Source organism: Streptomyces sp. NPDC048361, assembly GCF_040651795.1.
Lineage (GTDB): Bacteria > Actinomycetota > Actinomycetes > Streptomycetales > Streptomycetaceae > Streptomyces.
The window spans coordinates 23348-41791 of the sequence record NZ_JBEZKW010000001.1 but is presented as its reverse complement, the minus strand read 5'-3'; the positions used below and the strand labels follow the sequence as shown (position 1 = coordinate 41791).

General features: G+C 70.0%; 16 protein-coding genes. 4 read left to right on the top strand and 12 right to left on the bottom strand.

All coding sequences use genetic code 11. The annotated features are described in order from the left end of the window. Positions 1-168 precede the first annotated feature (168 nt). The 4 genes from ileS to AB0D31_RS00165 all read left to right on the top strand — a co-directional run bounded on the left by ileS (position 169) and on the right by AB0D31_RS00165 (position 5557). Positions 169-3309, top strand: coding sequence for an isoleucine--tRNA ligase (ileS, locus tag AB0D31_RS00180; protein WP_362714738.1), 3141 nt, complete (start codon positions 169-171; stop codon positions 3307-3309). 181 nt (positions 3310-3490) lie between these two features. Continuing rightward, positions 3491-3736 carry a hypothetical protein gene (locus AB0D31_RS00175; RefSeq protein ID WP_362714736.1) on the top strand — a complete coding sequence of 82 codons (246 nt, stop codon included), beginning with the start codon at positions 3491-3493 and terminating at the stop codon, positions 3734-3736. After that, entirely contained in the window at positions 3723-4214 is a 492-nt protein-coding gene (locus AB0D31_RS00170; RefSeq protein ID WP_362714734.1) for a Clp protease N-terminal domain-containing protein, read from the top strand. The genes AB0D31_RS00175 and AB0D31_RS00170 overlap by 14 nt, the downstream gene beginning before the upstream one ends. Before the next feature lie 182 nt (positions 4215-4396). Beyond that, positions 4397-5557 (top strand): serine hydrolase domain-containing protein, encoded by a 1161-nt coding sequence (locus tag AB0D31_RS00165; protein ID WP_362714731.1) that lies wholly within the window; start codon positions 4397-4399, stop codon positions 5555-5557. A gap of 226 nt (positions 5558-5783) precedes the next feature. On the opposite strand, the gene AB0D31_RS00160 is transcribed toward AB0D31_RS00165, so the two are convergent. From AB0D31_RS00160 to murF, 12 genes are all read right to left on the bottom strand, one after another. After that, positions 5784-7016: a DivIVA domain-containing protein gene (locus tag AB0D31_RS00160; RefSeq protein ID WP_362714728.1), complete on the bottom strand. Its 1233-nt coding sequence runs from the start codon at positions 7014-7016 to the stop codon at positions 5784-5786. 49 nt (positions 7017-7065) lie between these two features. Beyond that, complete coding sequence (locus AB0D31_RS00155; protein ID WP_114035728.1) at positions 7066-7350, bottom strand: YggT family protein; 285 nt, start codon at positions 7348-7350, stop codon at positions 7066-7068. Between the two features lie 72 nt (positions 7351-7422). Continuing rightward, positions 7423-8040, bottom strand: a complete 618-nt coding sequence (gene sepF, locus AB0D31_RS00150) for a cell division protein SepF (RefSeq protein WP_362714725.1) — start codon at positions 8038-8040, stop codon at positions 7423-7425. Between the two features lie 140 nt (positions 8041-8180). Further along, positions 8181-8900, bottom strand: a complete 720-nt coding sequence (locus AB0D31_RS00145) for a YggS family pyridoxal phosphate-dependent enzyme (protein WP_362714723.1) — start codon at positions 8898-8900, stop codon at positions 8181-8183. A gap of 6 nt (positions 8901-8906) precedes the next feature. Beyond that, entirely contained in the window at positions 8907-9635 is a 729-nt protein-coding gene (gene pgeF / locus AB0D31_RS00140; RefSeq protein ID WP_362714720.1) for a peptidoglycan editing factor PgeF, read from the bottom strand. 42 nt (positions 9636-9677) lie between these two features. Then, on the bottom strand, positions 9678-10883 hold the full coding sequence (gene ftsZ, locus AB0D31_RS00135; protein ID WP_362714718.1) for a cell division protein FtsZ: 1206 nt from the start codon (positions 10881-10883) through the stop codon (positions 9678-9680). 277 nt (positions 10884-11160) lie between these two features. Next, a complete protein-coding gene (locus AB0D31_RS00130; RefSeq protein ID WP_362714716.1) occupies positions 11161-11973 on the bottom strand; it encodes an FtsQ-type POTRA domain-containing protein in 813 nt (270 codons plus the stop codon). A gap of 23 nt (positions 11974-11996) precedes the next feature. Continuing rightward, entirely contained in the window at positions 11997-13082 is a 1086-nt protein-coding gene (gene murG / locus AB0D31_RS00125; protein WP_362714713.1) for an undecaprenyldiphospho-muramoylpentapeptide beta-N-acetylglucosaminyltransferase, read from the bottom strand. A gap of 6 nt (positions 13083-13088) precedes the next feature. Next, positions 13089-14471 carry a putative lipid II flippase FtsW gene (gene ftsW / locus AB0D31_RS00120; protein WP_362714712.1) on the bottom strand — a complete coding sequence of 461 codons (1383 nt, stop codon included), beginning with the start codon at positions 14469-14471 and terminating at the stop codon, positions 13089-13091. Between the two features lie 59 nt (positions 14472-14530). Continuing rightward, positions 14531-15970, bottom strand: a complete 1440-nt coding sequence (gene murD, locus AB0D31_RS00115; protein WP_362714709.1) for a UDP-N-acetylmuramoyl-L-alanine--D-glutamate ligase — start codon at positions 15968-15970, stop codon at positions 14531-14533. Then, positions 15952-17022, bottom strand: coding sequence for a phospho-N-acetylmuramoyl-pentapeptide-transferase (gene mraY, locus AB0D31_RS00110; protein WP_362714706.1), 1071 nt, complete (start codon positions 17020-17022; stop codon positions 15952-15954). Before mraY ends, murD begins: the two co-directional genes overlap by 19 nt. Next, positions 17019-18440, bottom strand: a complete 1422-nt coding sequence (gene murF, locus AB0D31_RS00105) for a UDP-N-acetylmuramoyl-tripeptide--D-alanyl-D-alanine ligase (RefSeq protein WP_362714703.1) — start codon at positions 18438-18440, stop codon at positions 17019-17021. The genes mraY and murF overlap by 4 nt, the downstream gene beginning before the upstream one ends. Between the last annotated feature and the right edge of the window lie 4 nt (positions 18441-18444).

The following is an 18444-nucleotide window of genomic DNA, read 5'->3' as shown; positions in this document are numbered from 1 at the left end:
CCGTACAGCGATTCATCGCCAGGGGTTCAGTAGAACCGGCTTCGCGCCCCAATGAGGGGGCGGTGTTCCGCACACCGCCAAGGAGGGTGGTACCGCGGGAGCGCCCCACGTGGGCCCGCTCTCGTCCCTTCGACGGAGCCGCACGACGATCCGCCGGAGGATGAACGGATGTCGCAGTACCGCCAGGTGCCCGCCCAGGTAGACCTGCCCGCCCTGGAGCACGCCGTGCTCGACTTCTGGGAGCAGTCCAAGGTCTTCGCCAAGAGCCTCGAACAGTCCGAGGGCCGCCCGGAGTGGGTCTTCTACGAGGGCCCGCCCACCGCCAACGGCATGCCGGGCGCCCACCACATCGAGGCCCGCGTCTTCAAGGACGTCTTCCCCCGCTTCCGCACGATGCAGGGCTACCACGTGGCCCGCAAGGCCGGCTGGGACTGCCACGGCCTGCCCGTCGAGCTCGCGGTCGAGAAGGAGCTCGGCTTCACCGGCAAGAAGGACATCGAGGCGTACGGCATCGCCGAGTTCAACGCCAAGTGCCGCGAGTCCGTGACCCGCCACACCGACGCCTTCGCCGACCTCACCACGCGCATGGGGTACTGGGTCGACCTGGACGACGCCTACCGCACGATGGACCCGCAGTACGTCGAGTCCGTGTGGTGGTCCCTGAAGGAGATCTTCACCAAGGGCCTCCTCGTCCAGGACCACCGTGTCGCCCCCTGGTGCCCGCGCTGCGGCACCGGCCTCTCCGACCACGAGCTGGCGCAGGGCTACGAGACGGTCGTCGACCCCTCGGTCTTCGTCCGCTTCCCGCTCACCGGCGGCCCGCTCGCCGGCGAGGCGGCCCTCCTGGTGTGGACGACGACCCCGTGGACCCTGGTGTCCAACACGGCGGTCGCGGCCCATCCCGAGGTCACCTACGTCGTCGCGACCGACGGCGAGGAGAAGCTGGTCGTCGCCGAGCCGCTCCTGGAGAAGGCGCTCGGCGAGGGCTGGACGGTGACCGGTCAGCGCTTCACCGGCGCCGAGATGGAGCGCTGGAGCTACCAGCGGCCCTTCGAGCTCGTCGAGTTCCCTGCCGAGGCCCACTACGTCGTCAACGCCGAGTACGTGACGACCGAGGACGGTACGGGTCTGGTCCACCAGTCCCCCGCGTTCGGCGCCGACGACCTCCTGGTCTGCAAGGCGTACGGCCTTCCGGTCGTGAACCCGGTCCGCCCCGACGGCACCTTCGAGGAGGACGTGCCGCTGGTCGGCGGCGTCTTCTTCAAGAAGGCCGACGAGAAGCTGACCGAGGACCTGCTGGAGCGCGGCCTCCTCTTCCGTCACGTCCCGTACGAGCACAGCTACCCGCACTGCTGGCGCTGCCACACCGCGCTGCTCTACTACGCGCAGCCGTCCTGGTACATCCGCACCACCGCCGTCAAGGACGCGATGCTGCGGGAGAACGAGAAGACCAACTGGTTCCCCGACTCGGTCAAGGAGGGCCGCTTCGGCGACTGGCTGAAGAACAACATCGACTGGGCGCTCTCCCGCAACCGGTACTGGGGCACCCCGCTGCCCATCTGGCGCTGCGAGGACAACCACCTCACATGCGTCGGCTCGCGCGCGGAGCTGACCGAGCTGACCGGCGCCGACCAGTCGGCGCTCGACCCGCACCGCCCGTACATCGACGAGGTGACCTTCACCTGCACCGCCGAGGGCTGCTCGCTCGAAGCGGTACGCGTGCCCGAGGTCATCGACGCCTGGTACGACTCGGGTTCGATGCCGTTCGCGCAGTACGGCTACCCGCACCAGAACAAGGAGCTGTTCGAGAGCCGCTACCCGGCGCAGTTCATCTCCGAGGCCATCGACCAGACCCGCGGCTGGTTCTACACGCTGATGGCGGTCGGCACCCTGGTCTTCGACAAGTCGTCGTACGAAAACGTGGTGTGCCTGGGCCACATCCTCGCCGAGGACGGCCGCAAGATGTCCAAGCACCTCGGCAACACCCTGGACCCGATCCCGCTGATGGACCAGCACGGCGCGGACGCGGTGCGCTGGTTCATGGCGGCCGGCGGCTCCCCGTGGGCCGCCCGCCGGGTCGGCCACGGCACGATCCAGGAGGTGGTGCGCAAGACCCTCCTGACCTACTGGAACACGGTCGCCTTCCAGGCCCTGTACGCCCGCACGTCCAGCTGGGCGCCGAGCGCCGCGGACCCGGCCCCGGCCGACCGCACGGTCCTCGACCGCTGGCTGCTCGGTGAGCTCAACTCGCTGGTCGAGCAGGTCACTTCGGCTCTGGAGGCGTACGACACGCAGAAGGCGGGCAAGGCCCTGTCGTCCTTCGTCGACGACCTCTCCAACTGGTACGTACGCCGTTCGCGCCGCCGCTTCTGGCAGGGCGACAAGGCCGCGCTGCGCACCCTGCACGACGTGGTCGAGACGGTCACCCGGCTGATGGCGCCGCTGACGCCGTTCATCGCCGAGCGGGTCTGGCAGGACATGGTGGTGCCGGTGACGCCGGACGCCCCGGAGTCCGTCCACCTCTCGACCTGGCCGAAGGCGGACACGTCGGCGATCGACCCGGCGCTTTCGGGGCAGATGACGCTGGTACGCCGCCTGGTCGAGCTGGGCCGCGCCACGCGCGCGGAGTCGGGCGTCAAGACGCGCCAGCCGCTGTCGCGGGCCCTGATCGCGGTGGCGGGCTTCGAGGCCCTCTCGCCCGAGCTGCACGCGCAGATCACGGAAGAACTGAACGTGTCGTCGCTCGCCTCCCTCTCCGAGGTGGGCGGCTCGCTGGTCGACACCACGGCCAAGGCGAACTTCCGGGCGCTCGGCAAGCGGTTCGGCAAGGGCGTGCAGGACGTGGCCAAGGCCGTGGCCGCGGCCGACGCGGCGGCCCTTTCGGCCTCCCTGCGCGACACGGGCACGGCGACGGTCGAGGTCGACGGCGAGTCCGTATCGCTCGCCCCCGACGAGGTCATCATCACCGAGACGCCGCGCGAGGGCTGGTCGGTGGCGTCCGACTCCGGTGCGACGGTCGCCCTCGACCTGGAGATCACTCCGGAGCTGCGGCTGGCGGGCCTGGCCCGTGACGCGATCCGGCTGATCCAGGAGGCGCGCAAGAACAGCGGGCTCGATGTGGCGGACCGGATCGCGGTGCGGTGGTCGTCGGCGGACGCGGAGGTCTCCTCGGCCCTGACGGGCCATGCCTCGCTCATCGCGGACGAGGTTCTGGCGACGGACTACGCGTCCGGCGAAGGTGACGACACCTTCGGGGCGCCCTTCACGGACGAGCCCCTGTCCCTGACGTTCCGCCTCCGCAAGGTGTAGCCCACCTCGCCCGAGCGGCCCACTCCCCAGGCCGGGGAGTGGGCCGCTTTGTTGTCCCCCGCCCGGCCCTTCCCGAGACCACCCGGGGTCGAAGAGGTCTCCGCGCGGGCCCACCCCCGACCCTCCCCACACCTGAGCAACTCGGGTTGACTATCGTGCTCAGTCAACTACAGTTGCTTGCATGTCTGTCGGCGAACCTTCCCTTCCATCCGAGCCCGCTGACGCGCTGGCGGCTGTCGTGGCGTTGCGTCGCCTTGCCGATCAACTGGAGGACGCCGCCGTCGAGCAGGCCATGCGGGCGGGCTGGAGCTGGCCGCAGGTCTCCGAAGCGCTCGGTGTCACCCGCCAAGCCGTCCACAAGAAGCACGCCAAGCGGCTCATCGCCGCCGGCGTCAAGCTGAGGAGGCGCGGTGATGAGCGCGTTTGACACGTACCTGCATGCGGTCATCGTGCGGGCGACGGACGAAGCCCGAGAGGATGGGTCGGCGACGTTCGGCGCGCACCATCTCCTGTTGTCGCTCGCCGCCGATCACGGGTCCGCCGCTCAGCAGGTTCTGGCCTCGGCCGGGCTCGATCGCGCCGCTGTCCGCGCCGCACTGGACCGGGAGTTCGAGCACAGCCTGAGCGTGGTGGGAGTGGATCCGGCCGCCTATGGCCCGCTCCGGCCGGGCCGCACTGCCCAGCAGCCCAGGATGGGTGCGTCCGCCAGACTCGCCCTGGAGCGGAGCTTCGCCTCCGCCCGCAAGAAGGACCTGCGGTCAGCGCATCTGCTGCTCGGGATCCTGGAGGCTCAGGCCGGCACCGTGCCACGTGCTCTCGCCTTGGCCGGGATCGATCCGGCCGCGCTGGCGGACCGCGTACGGCAGACGCTCACCAGCCGGATCGGTGACACCGGAATCAGCTGACCCAGCCGGTTCGCCCGGCGGCCGTGCCCTGGCCGTGATGTGCAGTGAGCACTGAGGCGGGCGCGATGGATCGCACGCCGAGCCGGGTACTACGCCCCCCGTGAGAGCGGGTGGGCAGTGCATCACGCCGTGGGCAGGGGCCGAGCGGTCATCCACGGCTCACCTACGCCAAGGGGGACCACATGCACCAGCACAGCGCGCATACGGACAACGACCGGCGGGGCGCCGAGCCGGCCAGCGCGCAGGACGCGACATCCGCTTCCGCGCCGGCCTCGGGGGCCGGGGGCCACGAAGCGGTCCGGCGCTTACTTCAGCACGCTGTGACTCAAGGCGGCCTTCCCGGCATTCTCGCCGAGATACACGACGGCGACCGGCAGTGGTTCGGGACCGCGGGAGTGGCCGACACCCGAACCGGCCGCAGCCGTTCACAGCGGGACCGGTTCCGCATCGGCAGCATCAGCAAGACGTTCGTGGCCACCGTCGTGCTGCAACTGGCGGCGGAAGGCAGGCTGAGCCTCGATGACACCGCGGAACAGTGGCTGCCCGGCATGGTCCATGGCGGTCACGACGACAGTGCCGGGGTGAACGTCAGGATGCTGCTCAACCACACCAGCGGGGTCTTCAACTACACCGACGACCAGGAAGCGCTGAACCGTTACGAGACACATCCGCCCGAGTCGCTGGTGCAGATCGCCCTGGCCCACCCGCCCGCCTTCGCGCCGGGTTCGGACTGGGCGTACTCCAACACCAACTACGTCCTCGCAGGCATGATCATCGAGCGGGTCACCGGCCGCGCGCTTGCCGAGGAGATCACCGAGCGGATCTCCCGCCCCTGGGGCCTTACCGGTACGTACCTGCCGCGCGGCAGTGACCCGACGATTCACGGACCGCACTCCCGGCACTACACGAAGCTGTTCCGGACCGACCCCGACGCGCCGGTCCACGACGCGACCGAACTCGATTCATCCATGTTCTGGGCAGCCGGCGGCATGATCTCCACCACCGGTGACCTCAACCGGTTCTTCCGCGCCCTGCTGGGAGGCCGGATACTGCCACCGGACCAGCAACGCGCCATGTTCACCACCGTGCCCACCCGCGACTGGATCCCCGAGGCCGCCTACGGCCTCGGCGTTTCCTCAGTGAGACTGCCCTGCGGGGAAACGGTCTGGGGCATGGGGGGTGCGCTCTTCGGATCGTGGTCCTACGCGTACGGCGCTCGCGACGGCGGACAGATGGTCACCACCAACGTCAACGGCGACTGGAGCGATGGCGGTTGGGACGACCCCATCGGCATCTTCACCGATCTGCTGCAGGCGACGTTCTGCCGCCGGAGCGATGCCTGAACACCGGTCACGGCTCGGGCCCGGCCTGCTCCCGATACGCACCTGTGCGCGTCGCCAACCGAAACCCGGGGTCGGGGGCATCCCCGGACAGCCGCCCGCCGGCCCCGGGGGCCGCGCCCCCGACAGCCGCCGGCCCGGCACGGCGAAGGGCCGGTACCGGGAGAAACCCGGTACCGGCCCTTGCAGCCTGCCGACGGCTACGCGCGGCGCACGCGCGTAGAGCCCGTCAGTTGTCGTCCTCGTCGATCAGGAACCCGCGCATCGGCGACGGCGCCTGCTGCATGGGCGAGGGCCCCTGCGGCCGCACCGGAGCCATCGGCTGGGTCATCGCCGGCGACATCTGCTGCTGGCCACCGTAGGACGGCGCGCTCGGCATGGACTGCTGGCCGCCGCCCATGGACGGCTGGCCACCCATCTGGTGCCCCATCGAACCGGCACCGGCCGACGCCATGGAGCCGCTCATCTGCGGAGCCGGCGGCAGCGAGGCCGTCGCCGGGGTGCGCGGCGGCGCGAGCGAGTCGTCGGCCTGGGTCTCCAGCTGGCGCAGCTGCGACTCCAGGTAGGACTTCAGACGCGTACGGTACTCGCGCTCGAAGCCCCGCAGGTCCTCGACCTTGCGCTCGAGCGTGGCGCGGGCGGACTCCAGGGAGCCCATCGCGACGCGGTGCTTCTCCTGCGCGTCCCGCTCCAGGGCGTCCGCCTTGGCACGGGCGTCGCGCTCCAGACCCTCGGCGCGGGACCGGGCCTCGCCGACGATCTTGTTGGCCTCGGAACGGGCCTCCGCGATCGCCTGGTCGGCGGTCTGCTGCGCGAGGGAGAGCACACGGGCGGCGCTGTCGCCACCGGGCGCCTGGGCCGGCTGTCCCATCTGCGGACCGTGGCCGCCCATGGGGCCGCCCATCTGCTGGCCCATGGGGCCCTGGCCGAGCTGGTTCTGACCCATGGGGCCCTGACCCAGCTGGTTCTGGCCCATCTGGTTCTGGTGGTTCTGGCCCATCGGGTTCTGCCCCATCGGACCCTGACCCATGGGGCCCTGGCCCATCGGACCCTGACCCATGGGGCCCTGACCCATGGGGCCCTGGCCGTGCTGGCCCTGCGGGCCGTGGCCACCGGGACCGGCCGGCAGCTGCGGCGCACCGCTCGGCAGCTGGGGCGGACCCATCTGCGGCTGCTGCTGGACCTGCGGCGGACCGGATATGGCCGCGGGGACGGGGGCGCCCGGGCCTCGGCCGTCCTGCTGCTGCTCCGGCTTGCGCATGCCCTGCTGCTGCTGGTTCTGCGCGGCGGCGCGAGTGGCGGCAGCCAGCTTGGCGCGCAGATCCTCGTTCTCACGGAGCAGTCGGGTCAGCTCCGACTCGACCTCGTCGAGGAAGGCATCGACCTCGTCCTCGTCATAGCCTTCTCGGAGGCGGACCGTCGTGAACTGCTTGTTCCGCACGTCCTCGGGGGTCAGCGGCATCTCTTCTTCACCTCTACGTAGTCGTCGGCAGTCGGCAGGACCGAATCGTTCACAACCTGACCACGATGCTGATCAGGATGTAGACGATGATCATCAGAACGAAGAAGGACAGGTCGAGTGCCACGCCCCCGAGACGCAGCGGCGGAATGAACCGCCGCAGAAGCTTGAGCGGTGGATCGGTGACAGTGTAGGTGGCCTCAAGAACGACCACCATCGCCTTACCGGGTTGCCATGAACGGGCGAACTGGAAGACGTAGTCCATGACGAGCCGGAAGATCAGCACGATGAGGAAGCACATCAGCGCGATGTAGACCACCTGTAGTGCGACGCCCATCTCGCGCTTCCCTCTCCCCTTGCTTCAAAGCTCCGGCCTGGTGTCGGCCGGTTCGTTCCCGGTGTCGTGTTCTCAGCTCTGGTTGAAGAATCCGCCCTCTGCGATGCGGGCCTTGTCCTCCGCCGTGACATCGACGTTAGCAGGAGACAGCAGGAACACCTTCTGCGTCACGCGTTCAATACTGCCGTGCAGACCGAAGACGAGACCGGCGGCAAAGTCGACAAGTCGCTTCGCGTCGGTGTCGTCCATCTCCGTGAGGTTCATGATCACCGGGGTGCCCTCGCGGAAGTGTTCCCCGATGGTACGGGCCTCGTTGTAGGTCCGCGGGTGCAGCGTGGTGATGCGGTACGGCTCCCGCTCGGACACGACCTTGGGCATGATCACCGGTGCGTTCTTCTCCAGGCTCGGGCGTTCAGGTGTGATGGACGCCACGGGTGCAATTCGCGCCGGTCGTCCGCTTTCTACCGGTAGCTGAACCGGTTCTCTCGGCGCTGGAGGCTGAGTTACTCGTACCGGTTCGTCCCGTTCGTCCTGGAGCGGAACCTGGTGCGGGGGCTGGTGCCGCCGACGGTCGCGCTCCGGTTCGGGCTCGGGTTCGAAATCGTCGTCGGGGTCGAACCCCCGGCCGTCGTACCCATCGTCCTCCACGAGGCCGAGGTAGACCGCCATCTTGCGCATCGCGCCGGCCATGCTCAGATTCCTCCGCTCTGTGGTGGATCGCTCCTGTCGCCGAGTGGCAGCGTCGTCAAGGGCCCACGATCCACGCGGTCTGCCCACCGAAGAGTGGGAATGACCATATTTTCTGCTGTGGTCCGACTTGCTTGGCGACGTTACCCGAGCCGGGGTCGGTCTCCGAGTACCGCCGTTCCGACGCGTACATGTGTCGCTCCGGCCGCAACGGCCTCTTCGAGGTCCGCACTCATCCCTGCTGACACCATGTTCGCAGCCGGATGGTCCGCGCGCAGGCGGGATGAGAATTCCAGCAGCCGCTCGAAGGCGGCCCGTTGCCTTCCGGCGTACTCGCCGGCCAGCGGCGCGACCGTCATCAGACCGTCGAGCCGGAGCCCGGGCGCCTCGGCGACGAGCGCCGCCAACTCCTCGATTCCGTCCGGAGCGACGCCGCCGCGCTCACCGCGCTCACCCGACTCCGCGTCCAGGGCGACCTGGATGAGGCAGCCGAGCTCGCGTTCGGCGCGGACCGCCGCCGTGGAGAGCGAGGCGATCAGCCTGTCCCGGTCGACCGACTGCACCATATCGGCATAACTCGCCACGGAACGAACCTTGTTGGTCTGGAGCTGGCCCACGAAGTGCCAGGTCAGATCGAGGTCGACACAGGCCGCCGCCTTGGGGGCCGCGTCCTGGTCACGGTTCTCCGCGACCTCGCGCACGCCCAGTTCGTGCAGCAGGCGCACATCGCTCGCCGGGTAGGTCTTGGTGACCACGATGAGGGTCACGTCCGCGCGCTCGCGCCCGGCCGCGGCGCAGGCGGAAGCGATACGTTCCTCCACCCGGGCCAGGTTCGAGGCGAGTTCGGTCTTGCGATCCGTCATGAGTCGTCAGTCCAGCCAGACATATCCGGCGAGCCGCCCCGTAGTGCGGTCGCGGCGGTACGAGAAGTGGTCGAGCGATTCGAGCGTGCAGATCGGCGAGGCCTCGGTGTCGGTGATGCCGAGGGCGGCGAGCTGCGCGAGCACCGCGGCGGTGACGTCGACGGCCGGGGTGCCCCAGCTGGTCTCCGACCAGGCGGCCGGCTCGACCGCGGCGACCTCGGCCCGCATCCGCTCGGGCACTTCGTAACAGCGTCCGCAGACGGCGGGTCCGGTACGGGCGACGATCCGGGCCGGATCCGCGCCGAGCGAGACCATCGCCTCGACCGCGGCGGGCACCACGCCCGCCACCATGCCGGGCCGGCCCGCGTGGGCGGCGCCCGCGATCCCCGCCACCGGGTCCGCGAGCAGGACCGGCGTGCAGTCCGCGGTCAGTACGGCGAGCGCGGTTCCCCGGCGGCTCGTCACCACCGCGTCCACCGCGGCCGGGTCGCCCGGGGCGAAGGGGCCCTCTACGACGGCGACCTCACGCCCGTGCACCTGGTTCATCCAGACCACCCGGGCCGGGTCGAGCCCCAGCTCCTTGGCGGCGAGTTCACGGTTGGTGCGGACCGATGCGGGCTCGTCGCCCACCGCACCGCCGAGGTTGAGCTCCTCGTACGGAACGGCGCTCACCCCGCCCCACCGGTCGGTGAAGGCGAAGTGCGCGCCGCTCACAGTGCCCTGCTCTCGTATCACTTCGAACGTTCGTTTCGAAACGCTTCGCTCACTGGACGTCGCTCACTTGAGGAAGTCCGGCACGTCCAGCTCCTCGGCCTGGCTGTCCGGGTAGGGACGCGCCGTCGGGATGGCCGACGGGGCCGGGGCCTCGTTGACCGGGACGGGCTCGACCGGGGCCGGCGGGGCCGGGGGCTCCTCGCGGGTGGGCACCGTATTGAGACCGCCGAGCGGACGGGAGACCTCGGACGGGCGCGAAGGAGCGGGCTCGTCGCGCTTGGTGGAGGCGGCGCCGAGCACGGTGTCCCGGCGGGCCGGAGGCTGTCCGCCGTCGAAACCGGCCGCGATGACGGTGACCCGTACCTCGTCGCCGAGGGCGTCGTCGATGACCGCGCCGAAGATGATGTTGGCCTCGGGGTGGGCGGCCTCGCTGACCAGCTGGGCCGCCTCGTTGATCTCGAAGAGACCGAGGTCGGAGCCGCCGGAGATGGAGAGCAGCACGCCGCGGGCGCCGTCGATGGACGCTTCGAGCAGCGGCGAGGAGATCGCCATCTCGGCGGCGGCCACCGCGCGGTCGTCGCCGCGGGCCGAGCCGATGCCCATGAGCGCCGAACCGGCTTCCGACATGACCGACTTGACGTCGGCGAAGTCGAGGTTGATGAGGCCCGGCGTGGTGATCAGGTCCGTGATGCCCTGGACGCCGCTGAGCAGCACCTGGTCGGCGGACTTGAAGGCGTCGAGCACGCTGACCTGGCGGTCCGAGATGGACAGCAGCCGGTCATTGGGGATGACGATGAGGGTGTCGACCTCTTCGCGGAGCTCGGCGATGCCGTCCTCCGCCTGGTTCGCCCGGCGCCGGCCCTCGAAGGTGAACGGGCGGGTGACCACGCCGATCGTCAGGGCGCCGAGCGAGCGGGCGATGTTGGCGACGACGGGGGCGCCGCCGGTGCCGGTGCCGCCGCCTTCGCCCGCGGTGACGAAGACCATGTCGGCCCCCTTGAGGACCTCCTCGATCTCCTCACGGTGGTCCTCTGCCGCCTTGCGTCCGACTGCCGGGTTGGCTCCGGCCCCGAGGCCGCGGGTGAGTTCACGGCCGACGTCGAGCTTGACGTCGGCGTCGCTCATCAACAGTGCTTGCGCGTCCGTGTTGATCGCGATGAACTCGACGCCCTTGAGACCGACCTCGATCATTCGGTTGATGGCATTGACACCACCGCCGCCGACACCGATGACCTTGATGACTGCGAGGTAGTTCTGCGGTGCTGCCACGTCGAAGGCCTCTCGCCTCGAGTTACGGGTCGTCACTTCGCGGGTGCCGCAAGGTGACGACGAATGCCGATTGGGACGGTCCGTATCGCCGACCCGAACCCTAACGCTGAAGTTTAGGGTTACCAGTGTGTCTGTTCGCTGGACTCTTCCGAACAGGACACTAAGTCGACAAGTGGCGCACGTTCAACGAACACGCCGAACCTCCCGTTTTTCTTTTCACCCTATGTGATCACCCGTGTCGCTGACCAACCAGGGTGCTGGCCAGCGCATTTGTCCGTCAACTACCCGATACCGCAGGCGCGGTGGGGGCGCTCACATCGAAGTGGACGGACTTGGGACGGGCTTTCATCAGTGCACTGAGGGTACGTCCCTTCAGCTCGCCCTCCTCCTCGCTTCCCCACCGGACGCTCCGCCCGCCGCTCAACTCCAGCGTGACGGAGTCGAAGGAGGAGACCTTCACGGAGCGCGTCTCCTGGGCGACGGCGGCCGGGAGTTCGCCCGTGACACGGACCGCCGAGAGGACCAGCCGGTCGGCGCCGAAGCGGCGCAGACTCGGGGACTGGGAGGCCGTCAATTCGAGCTGGGGAACACCTTTCAGGGGCTGCGCGTCCGTGGCGAAACGCACACCCTTCGCGTCCACTTCGTCGAACTTCGCGCCGTGCTTCATGACCAGGACGGGCCGGCGTTCGGTCACTTTGAGACCGATTCCGTGCGGCCATGAACGGACGACCTCGACGGAGTCGATGCGGGGCAGCTTCTGGCGCAGTCGCGCCTCAATCGCACCCGTGTCGACGGAAATCAGCGGTGAACCGACCGGCACCGCGGCGACCGATTCGACCTCGGCCGTGGTCAGAACCCGCGTCCCGGTGGTCTTCACATGCTCGGCGCGGAGCCAGGAAGAGCCGTACAGGATCCAGATGACGCCGGCCCCGAGCAGGGCCGCCGCGGCGGCGAGCAGGATCAGTCCGCGCCGGCGGGGCAGCCGGAGCCGGCCGCCGCGCCCGGGGCGGGGGCCGGACCGGGCGGACTTCGCGGAGTTCGCCTGCGCGTTCTGTCCGCCACCGCGCTGAGCGGTCGCCTGTCCGGCCACGGTCCCTGCCTTCCGTCAGTTGATCAGCGTCCTGCGATGGCCTCGTACACCATCTGCACGAGGAGCTGGTCGGCGTCGCGGCGCCCGAACTCGGCGGCGGAGCGCGACATCTCGTACAGGCGGTGCGGGTCGGCGAGCACCGGCAGGACATTGCCCTGCACCCACTCGGGGGTGAGTTCGGCGTCGTCGACGAGCAGGCCGCCGCCGGCCTTGACCACCGGCTGGGCGTTGAGCCGCTGTTCGCCGTTGCCGATCGGCAGCGGTACGTAGGCGGCGGGCAGCCCGACGGCGGAGAGTTCGGCGACGGTCATCGCGCCCGCGCGGCAGAGCATCATGTCGGCCGCGGCGTACGCGAGGTCCATCCGGTCCACGTACGGTACCGGGACGTACGGCGGCATCCCGGGCATGTGCTCGACACGCGGCAGTTCGTTCTTCGGGCCGACCGCGTGCAGGATCTGGATGCCGGAGCGCTGGAGTACGGGGGCGGCCTGCTGGATCACCTCGTTGAGGCGGCGTGCGCCCTGCGAGCCGCCGGAGACGAGCAGCGTCGGCAGACCGGGGTCGAGGCCGAACGCGGCGCGCGCCTCGGGGCGGACCCGGGCCCGGTCGAGGGTGGCGATGGAGTAGCGCAGCGGGATCCCGATGTAGCGGGAGTTGCGCAGCTTGCTGTCCGGGGTCGCGACGGCCACCCCGGCCGCGTACCGCGAGCCGATCTTGTTGGCCAGGCCGGGCCGGGCGTTGGCCTCGTGGACCACGATCGGCACCCCGAGCCGCTTGGCCGCAAGGTAGCCGGGCAGCGCCACATAGCCGCCGAAGCCGACGACACAGTCGGCCTTGGTGCGCTCCAGGATCTGCTCGGCGGCCTTGATGGTGCCGCGCAGCCGCCCGGGGACGGTGATCAGTTCGGGGGTGGGTTTGCGCGGCAGCGGGACGGCCGGGATGAGCGCGAGCTCATAGCCGCGTTCGGGTACGAGCCGGGTCTCCAGACCCTTCTCGGTACCGAGTGCCGTGATCCCCACGGTGGGGTCCTGCCTGCGCAGGGCATCCGCGAGGGCGAGCGCGGGCTCGATGTGGCCGGCGGTCCCCCCACCGGCGAGTACGACATGCACCGAAATTCACCGCTCTCCGGACGGACGCTTCTTGACGCGCCGTCTCATCGACTTCCAACTCACCCGAGGCTGCCGCATGGCAAGCGCCGCCCGCGCCGCGGGGTCGTCCCGCGCGAACGCGATCAGCAGCCCCACGGCGAACATGGTCGGCAGCAGCGCGGACCCTCCGTAGGAGAACAGCGGGAGCGGGACACCGGCGATCGGCAGCAGGCCGAGCACCGCACCGATGTTGATCACGGCCTGGGCCACGATCCAGGTGGTCACACCTCCCGCGGCGTACCTCACGAAGGGGTCCTCCGTGCGTCCGGCCACGCGGATACCCGCATAGCCTAGAGCCGCGAAGAGGGCGACGACCGACAGCGTCCCCGCCAGACCCAGTTCCTCGCCGGTCACGGCGAAGATGAAGTCGGTGTGGGGCTCGGGGAGTTGACCCCATTTCTCCACACTCGCACCCAGGCCGGATCCGAACCAGCCGCCCGAGGCGAGCGCGTAGATTCCGTGCACCGCCTGCCAGCACTGGTCCTGCGGGCCGGGGTCGGTGGCGCCGATGCAGTTGAGCCGGCCCATCCGGTGCGGGCTGATCTTGATGAAGAGCGCGGCGAGCGTGCCCGCGACCGCGAGCACCCCCGCGAAGAGCCGGGTGGGGGCGCCGGCCAGCCAGAGCAGCCCGAACAGGATCGCGGTCAGGACGATCGTGGTGCCCATGTCACCACCGAGCATGATCAGGCCGAGGAGCAGGAAGGCGACCGGGACCAGCGGCACCAGCATGTGCTTCCACTCGGTGAGCAGCCGCTTGTCCTGTTTGCGTGCGAGCAGGTCGGCGCCCCACAGGAGCAGGGCGAGCTTGGCGAACTCACTGGGCTGGAGCTGGAAGGGCCCGCCCAGGTAGATCCAGTTCTGGTTGCCGTTGACCGATTTCCCTATCCCGGGGACCTGCACCAGGATCAGCAGGAAGACCGTGCCGGCCAGTATCGGGTAGGCGAGCGCCCGGTGGAGTTTGGCGGGCATCCGGGCCGCGGCGATCATCAGGCCGCCGCCGATGAGGGCGGCGAGGAACTGTTTGCGGAAGAAGTACGAGCCCGGCAGCGACAGTTCCAGCGCCTTGATCATCGAGGCGGAGTAGACCATCACGAGGCCGAGCACGGTGATGAGCAGGGCGCTGCCGAGAATGAGGTAGTACGCCGTCAGGGGCCGGTCCCAGGCCCTCCTGGCCTGCTCCACCAGGCGCCGGGGGCCGCGGGGCCCGGAGCGCCTTGGGGTGCCGGCGGAGCCGCCGCGGACGGCCGGGCGCCGCACGGGGCCCGCGGTACGGCTGCGCAGGAGGAGACCGGCGCGTGCGGACACCCCGCGCGCGGGGTGTCCCGAGCCGCCAAGAACATCGGCCGCCATGTGTGCTGTCCCCTCCAGTCGTGCCCGGCGCCGGCCGGTCCGCGGAACGGGTGGTCCGGCTAGGCGCGCCCTGCGGTGAGGTCGTGGACCGCTTCCGCGAAGGCCTCGCCGCGCTTGTTGTAGTTCGCGAACATGTCCATCGAGGCGCAGGCCGGGGCCAACAGGACGGTGTCCCCCGGCCGGGCGAGCCCCGCCGCCTCGCGGACCGCCGCCGACATCGCCCCAGTGTCGGTCCGGCCGAGGTCGACCACCGGGACCTCGGGGGCGTGTCGCGCCAGGGCTTCGGCGATGAGGTGGCGCTCGGCGCCGATCAGGACGACGCCGCGCAGCCGCTTGGCGGAGCGCTGGACGAGCTCGTCGAAGGAGGCGCCCTTGGCGAGTCCTCCGGCGATCCAGACGATCGGGTCGTACGAGGCCAAGGAGGCCTCGGCGGCATGGGTGTTGGTGGCCTTGGAGTCGTCGATGTAGGCGACTTCGGCGACGTCCGCGACGTGTTCGATGCGGTGCGCGTCGGGGCGGAAGGCGCGCAGTCCGTCGCGTACGGCCTTGGGCTCGACGCCGAAGGCGCGCGCGAGGGCCGCGGCGGCGAGCGCGTTGGCGATGTTGTGCGGGGCCGGCGGATTGACGTCGGCGACCTCGGCGAGCTCCTGGGCGTTCTTCTGCCGGTTCTGGACGAAGGCCCGGTCGACGAGGATGCCGTCGACGACGCCGACCTGGGAGGGGCCAGGGGTGGCGAGGGTGAAGCCGATCGCCCGGCAGCCCTCCGCCACGTCGGCCTCGCGCACCAGGTGCTCGGTCGCCTTGTCCTCGGCGTTGTAGACGCAGGCCACGGTGTTGCCCTCGTAGATGCGGCCCTTGTCGGCGGCGTACGCCTCCATGGAGCCGTGCCAGTCGAGGTGGTCCGGCGCCAGGTTGAGCACGGCGGCGGAGTGGGCGCGCAGCGAGGGCGCCCAGTGCAGCTGGTAGCTGGAGAGCTCGACGGCGAGGACGTCGTACTCCTGCTCGCCGAGGACCACGTCGAGCAGCGAGACGCCGATGTTGCCGACGGCGGCGGTGCGCAGGCCTGCCGCTTCCAGGATGGAGGCGAGCATGCGGGTGGTGGTGGTCTTGCCGTTGGTGCCGGTCACCGCGAGCCAGGGGGCCGGCGTGCGGCCGTCCAGGTCGCGCAGGCGCCAGGCCAGCTCCACGTCTCCCCAGACGGGCACGCCCGCCTCGGCGGCCGCCCTGAACAGCGGCTTGTCGGGCCGCCAGCCGGGGGTGGTGACGACGAGTTCGGTGCCTTCGGGCAGGGTGTCGCCGTCGCCGAGGCGCACGGTGATGCCCTGCGCCTCCAGCTCAGCGGCCTGGCTGCGCGAGCGTTCGTCGGCGCCCTCGTTGACCGCCGTGACGACGGCGCCGAGTCCGTTCAGGACCCGGGCCACCGGCATGCCGGAGACGCCGAGTCCGGCCACCGTCACACGCTTGCCCTGCCAGGTGGTGCTCACTTGTCGGCTGCCCATCCCGCGTAGAAGAGACCCAGACCCACGATCACGCACATGCCCTGGATGATCCAGAACCGGACCACGACAAGGACTTCGGACCACCCCTTGAGTTCGAAGTGGTGCTGGAGTGGCGCCATGCGGAAGACGCGCTTGCCGGTCATCTTGAACGAGCCGACCTGGATGACCACGGACATCGTGATCAGTACGAACAGGCCGCCGAGGAGCGCGATGAGGAACTCCGTGCGGGAGCAGATCGCGAGGCCCGCGAGGGCGCCGCCGAGCGCGAGCGAGCCGGTGTCGCCCATGAAGATCTTGGCGGGCGAGGTGTTCCACCACAGGAAGCCGAAGCAGGAGCCCATCAGGGCCGAGGCGACGACGGCCAGGTCGAGCGGATCTCGTACCTCGAAGCAGGCGTTGGGGTTGGTCAGGGTCTGCGCGTTGGCGCAGGACTCCTGGAACTGCCACAGGCCGATGAAGGTGTACGCGCCGAAGACCATCACGGAGGCGCCGGTGGCCAGGCCGTCCAGACCGTCCGTCAGGTTCACGCCGTTCGACATGGCGAGGATCATGAACAGCGCCCACACCACGAAGATGACCGGTCCCACCGACCAGCCGAAGTCGTTGATGAACGACAGCTTGGTGGAGGCCGGGGTGTTGCCCCGGTTGTCCGCGAACTGGAGCGCGAGCACCGCGAAGGCGATGCCGACGATCAGCTGTCCGGCCATCTTCGCCTTGGCCCGCAGGCCCAGCGAACGCTGCTTGACGATCTTGATGTAGTCGTCGAGGAAGCCGACCATGCCCATGCCGGCCGTCAGGAAGAGCACCAACAGGCCCGAGAACGTCGGGTCCTCACTGGTGATCACCTTGGTCAGGGCGTACGCGATCAGCGTGGCCAGGATGAAGGCGATGCCACCCATGGTGGGTGTGCCCTTCTTCCCGGCGTGGCCGCGCGGCCCGTCGTCCCGGATGAACTGGCCGTAGCCCTTGCGGGCGAGCAGCTTGATGAGCAGCGGGGTTCCGACCAGGGTCAGGAAGAGACCGATGGCTCCCGCGAAGAGGATCTGCCTCATCGGGCGGCGACCTCACCCTCGGCGGCGCCATCGAGCAGCGCGAGCGCCACCCGTTCCAGACCGATCGACCTGGATGCCTTCACCAGCACGACGTCTCCCGGGCGCAGTTCACTGCGCAGCAGGTCGACGGCCGCCTGTGCGTCGGACACGTGCACCGACTCCTCACCCCACGAACCCTCGTTATATGCGCCCAGTTGCAGCCAGGACGCCTCCCGGCCCCCGACTGCCACGAGCTTGCTGACGTTGAGCCGGACGGCGAGCCGTCCGACCGCGTCGTGCTCGGCGAGCGACTCGTCACCCAACTCGGCCATCGGACCGAGCACCGCCCACGTCCTTCCCCCCGTGGCCCGTGAGGCCCGGCCCATGGCCGCGAGCGCGCGGAGAGCGGCTCGCATGGATTCGGGGTTCGCGTTGTAGGCGTCGTTGACGACCGTCACACCGTCCGGACGCTCGGTGACCTCCATACGCCAGCGGGAGAGGGAGCCCGCCTCGGAGAGCGCGCGGGCGATCTCGTCTGCGGACATGCCCAGCTCATGGGCGACGGCGGCCGCGGCGAGCGCGTTCGACACGTGGTGCTCACCGTACAGGCGCAACGTCACATCACCGCACCCGGAGGGTGTGTGAAGGCTGAAGGAAGGCTGTCCGGCGTCTGTGAGCCGGACATTCTCGGCGCGTACGTCGGCGTCGGCGGCCTCACCGAAGAGCAGCACGGGCGCCTTGGTGCGGGACGCCATGGCCCGTACCAGCGGGTCGTCCGCGTTCAGGACGGCGCAGCCCGACTCGGGCAGCGACTCCACCAACTCGCCCTTGGCCAGGGCGATTTGCTCCTTGCCGCCGAACTCGCCGATGTGGGCGGATCCGACGTTGAGGACGAGACCGATCGTGGGCGGGGTCAGACCGGTGAGGTAGCGGATGTGACCGACCCCGCGCGCACCCATCTCCAGGACCAGGTGCCTGGTCTCGGCGGTGGCGGTGAGCGCGGTCAGCGGCAGACCGATCTCGTTGTTGAGGGAGCCCGGCGTGAAGACCGTCGGCGCGTGGCGCTGGAGCACCTGCGCGATCAGGTCCTTGGTCGATGTCTTGCCCGACGAGCCGGTGAGCGCGACGACTTCGGTGCCGAGGCGGCGTACGACGTCACGGGCGAGCGCGCCGAGGGCGGCCTGCACGTCGTCGACGACGATCGTGGGCACGCCGACGGGCCGGGCGGCGAGGACCGCGACGGCGCCCGCGGCGAAGGCGCGCTCGGCGTAGTCGTGGCCGTCGACGTTTTCACCCGCGAAGGCCACGAAGAGCGAACCGGCCGCCACCTGGCGGGAGTCGATGACGACGGGGCCGGTGACCGTGCGGGACGGATCCGGTATGTCGTGCGGCTGCCCGCCGACGATGGCGGCGATCTCGGCGAGGGAGAGGGCGATCACAACT

Excerpts from the sequence above, each read along its gene's own strand:
- ileS (WP_362714738.1), top strand. The coding sequence starts at position 169 with ATGTCGCAGTACCGCCAGGTGCCCGCCCAGGTAGACCTGCCCGCCCTG.
- AB0D31_RS00175 (WP_362714736.1), top strand. The coding sequence starts at position 3,491 with ATGTCTGTCGGCGAACCTTCCCTTCCATCCGAGCCCGCTGACGCGCTG.
- AB0D31_RS00170 (WP_362714734.1), top strand. The coding sequence starts at position 3,723 with ATGAGCGCGTTTGACACGTACCTGCATGCGGTCATCGTGCGGGCGACG.
- AB0D31_RS00165 (WP_362714731.1), top strand. The coding sequence starts at position 4,397 with ATGCACCAGCACAGCGCGCATACGGACAACGACCGGCGGGGCGCCGAG.
- AB0D31_RS00160 (WP_362714728.1), bottom strand. The coding sequence starts at position 7,016 with ATGCCGCTGACCCCCGAGGACGTGCGGAACAAGCAGTTCACGACGGTC.
- AB0D31_RS00155 (WP_114035728.1), bottom strand. The coding sequence starts at position 7,350 with ATGGGCGTCGCACTACAGGTGGTCTACATCGCGCTGATGTGCTTCCTC.
- sepF (WP_362714725.1), bottom strand. The coding sequence starts at position 8,040 with ATGGCCGGCGCGATGCGCAAGATGGCGGTCTACCTCGGCCTCGTGGAG.
- AB0D31_RS00145 (WP_362714723.1), bottom strand. The coding sequence starts at position 8,900 with ATGACGGATCGCAAGACCGAACTCGCCTCGAACCTGGCCCGGGTGGAG.
- ftsW (WP_362714712.1), bottom strand. The coding sequence starts at position 14,471 with ATGGCGGCCGATGTTCTTGGCGGCTCGGGACACCCCGCGCGCGGGGTG.
- murD (WP_362714709.1), bottom strand. The coding sequence starts at position 15,970 with ATGGGCAGCCGACAAGTGAGCACCACCTGGCAGGGCAAGCGTGTGACG.
- mraY (WP_362714706.1), bottom strand. The coding sequence starts at position 17,022 with ATGAGGCAGATCCTCTTCGCGGGAGCCATCGGTCTCTTCCTGACCCTG.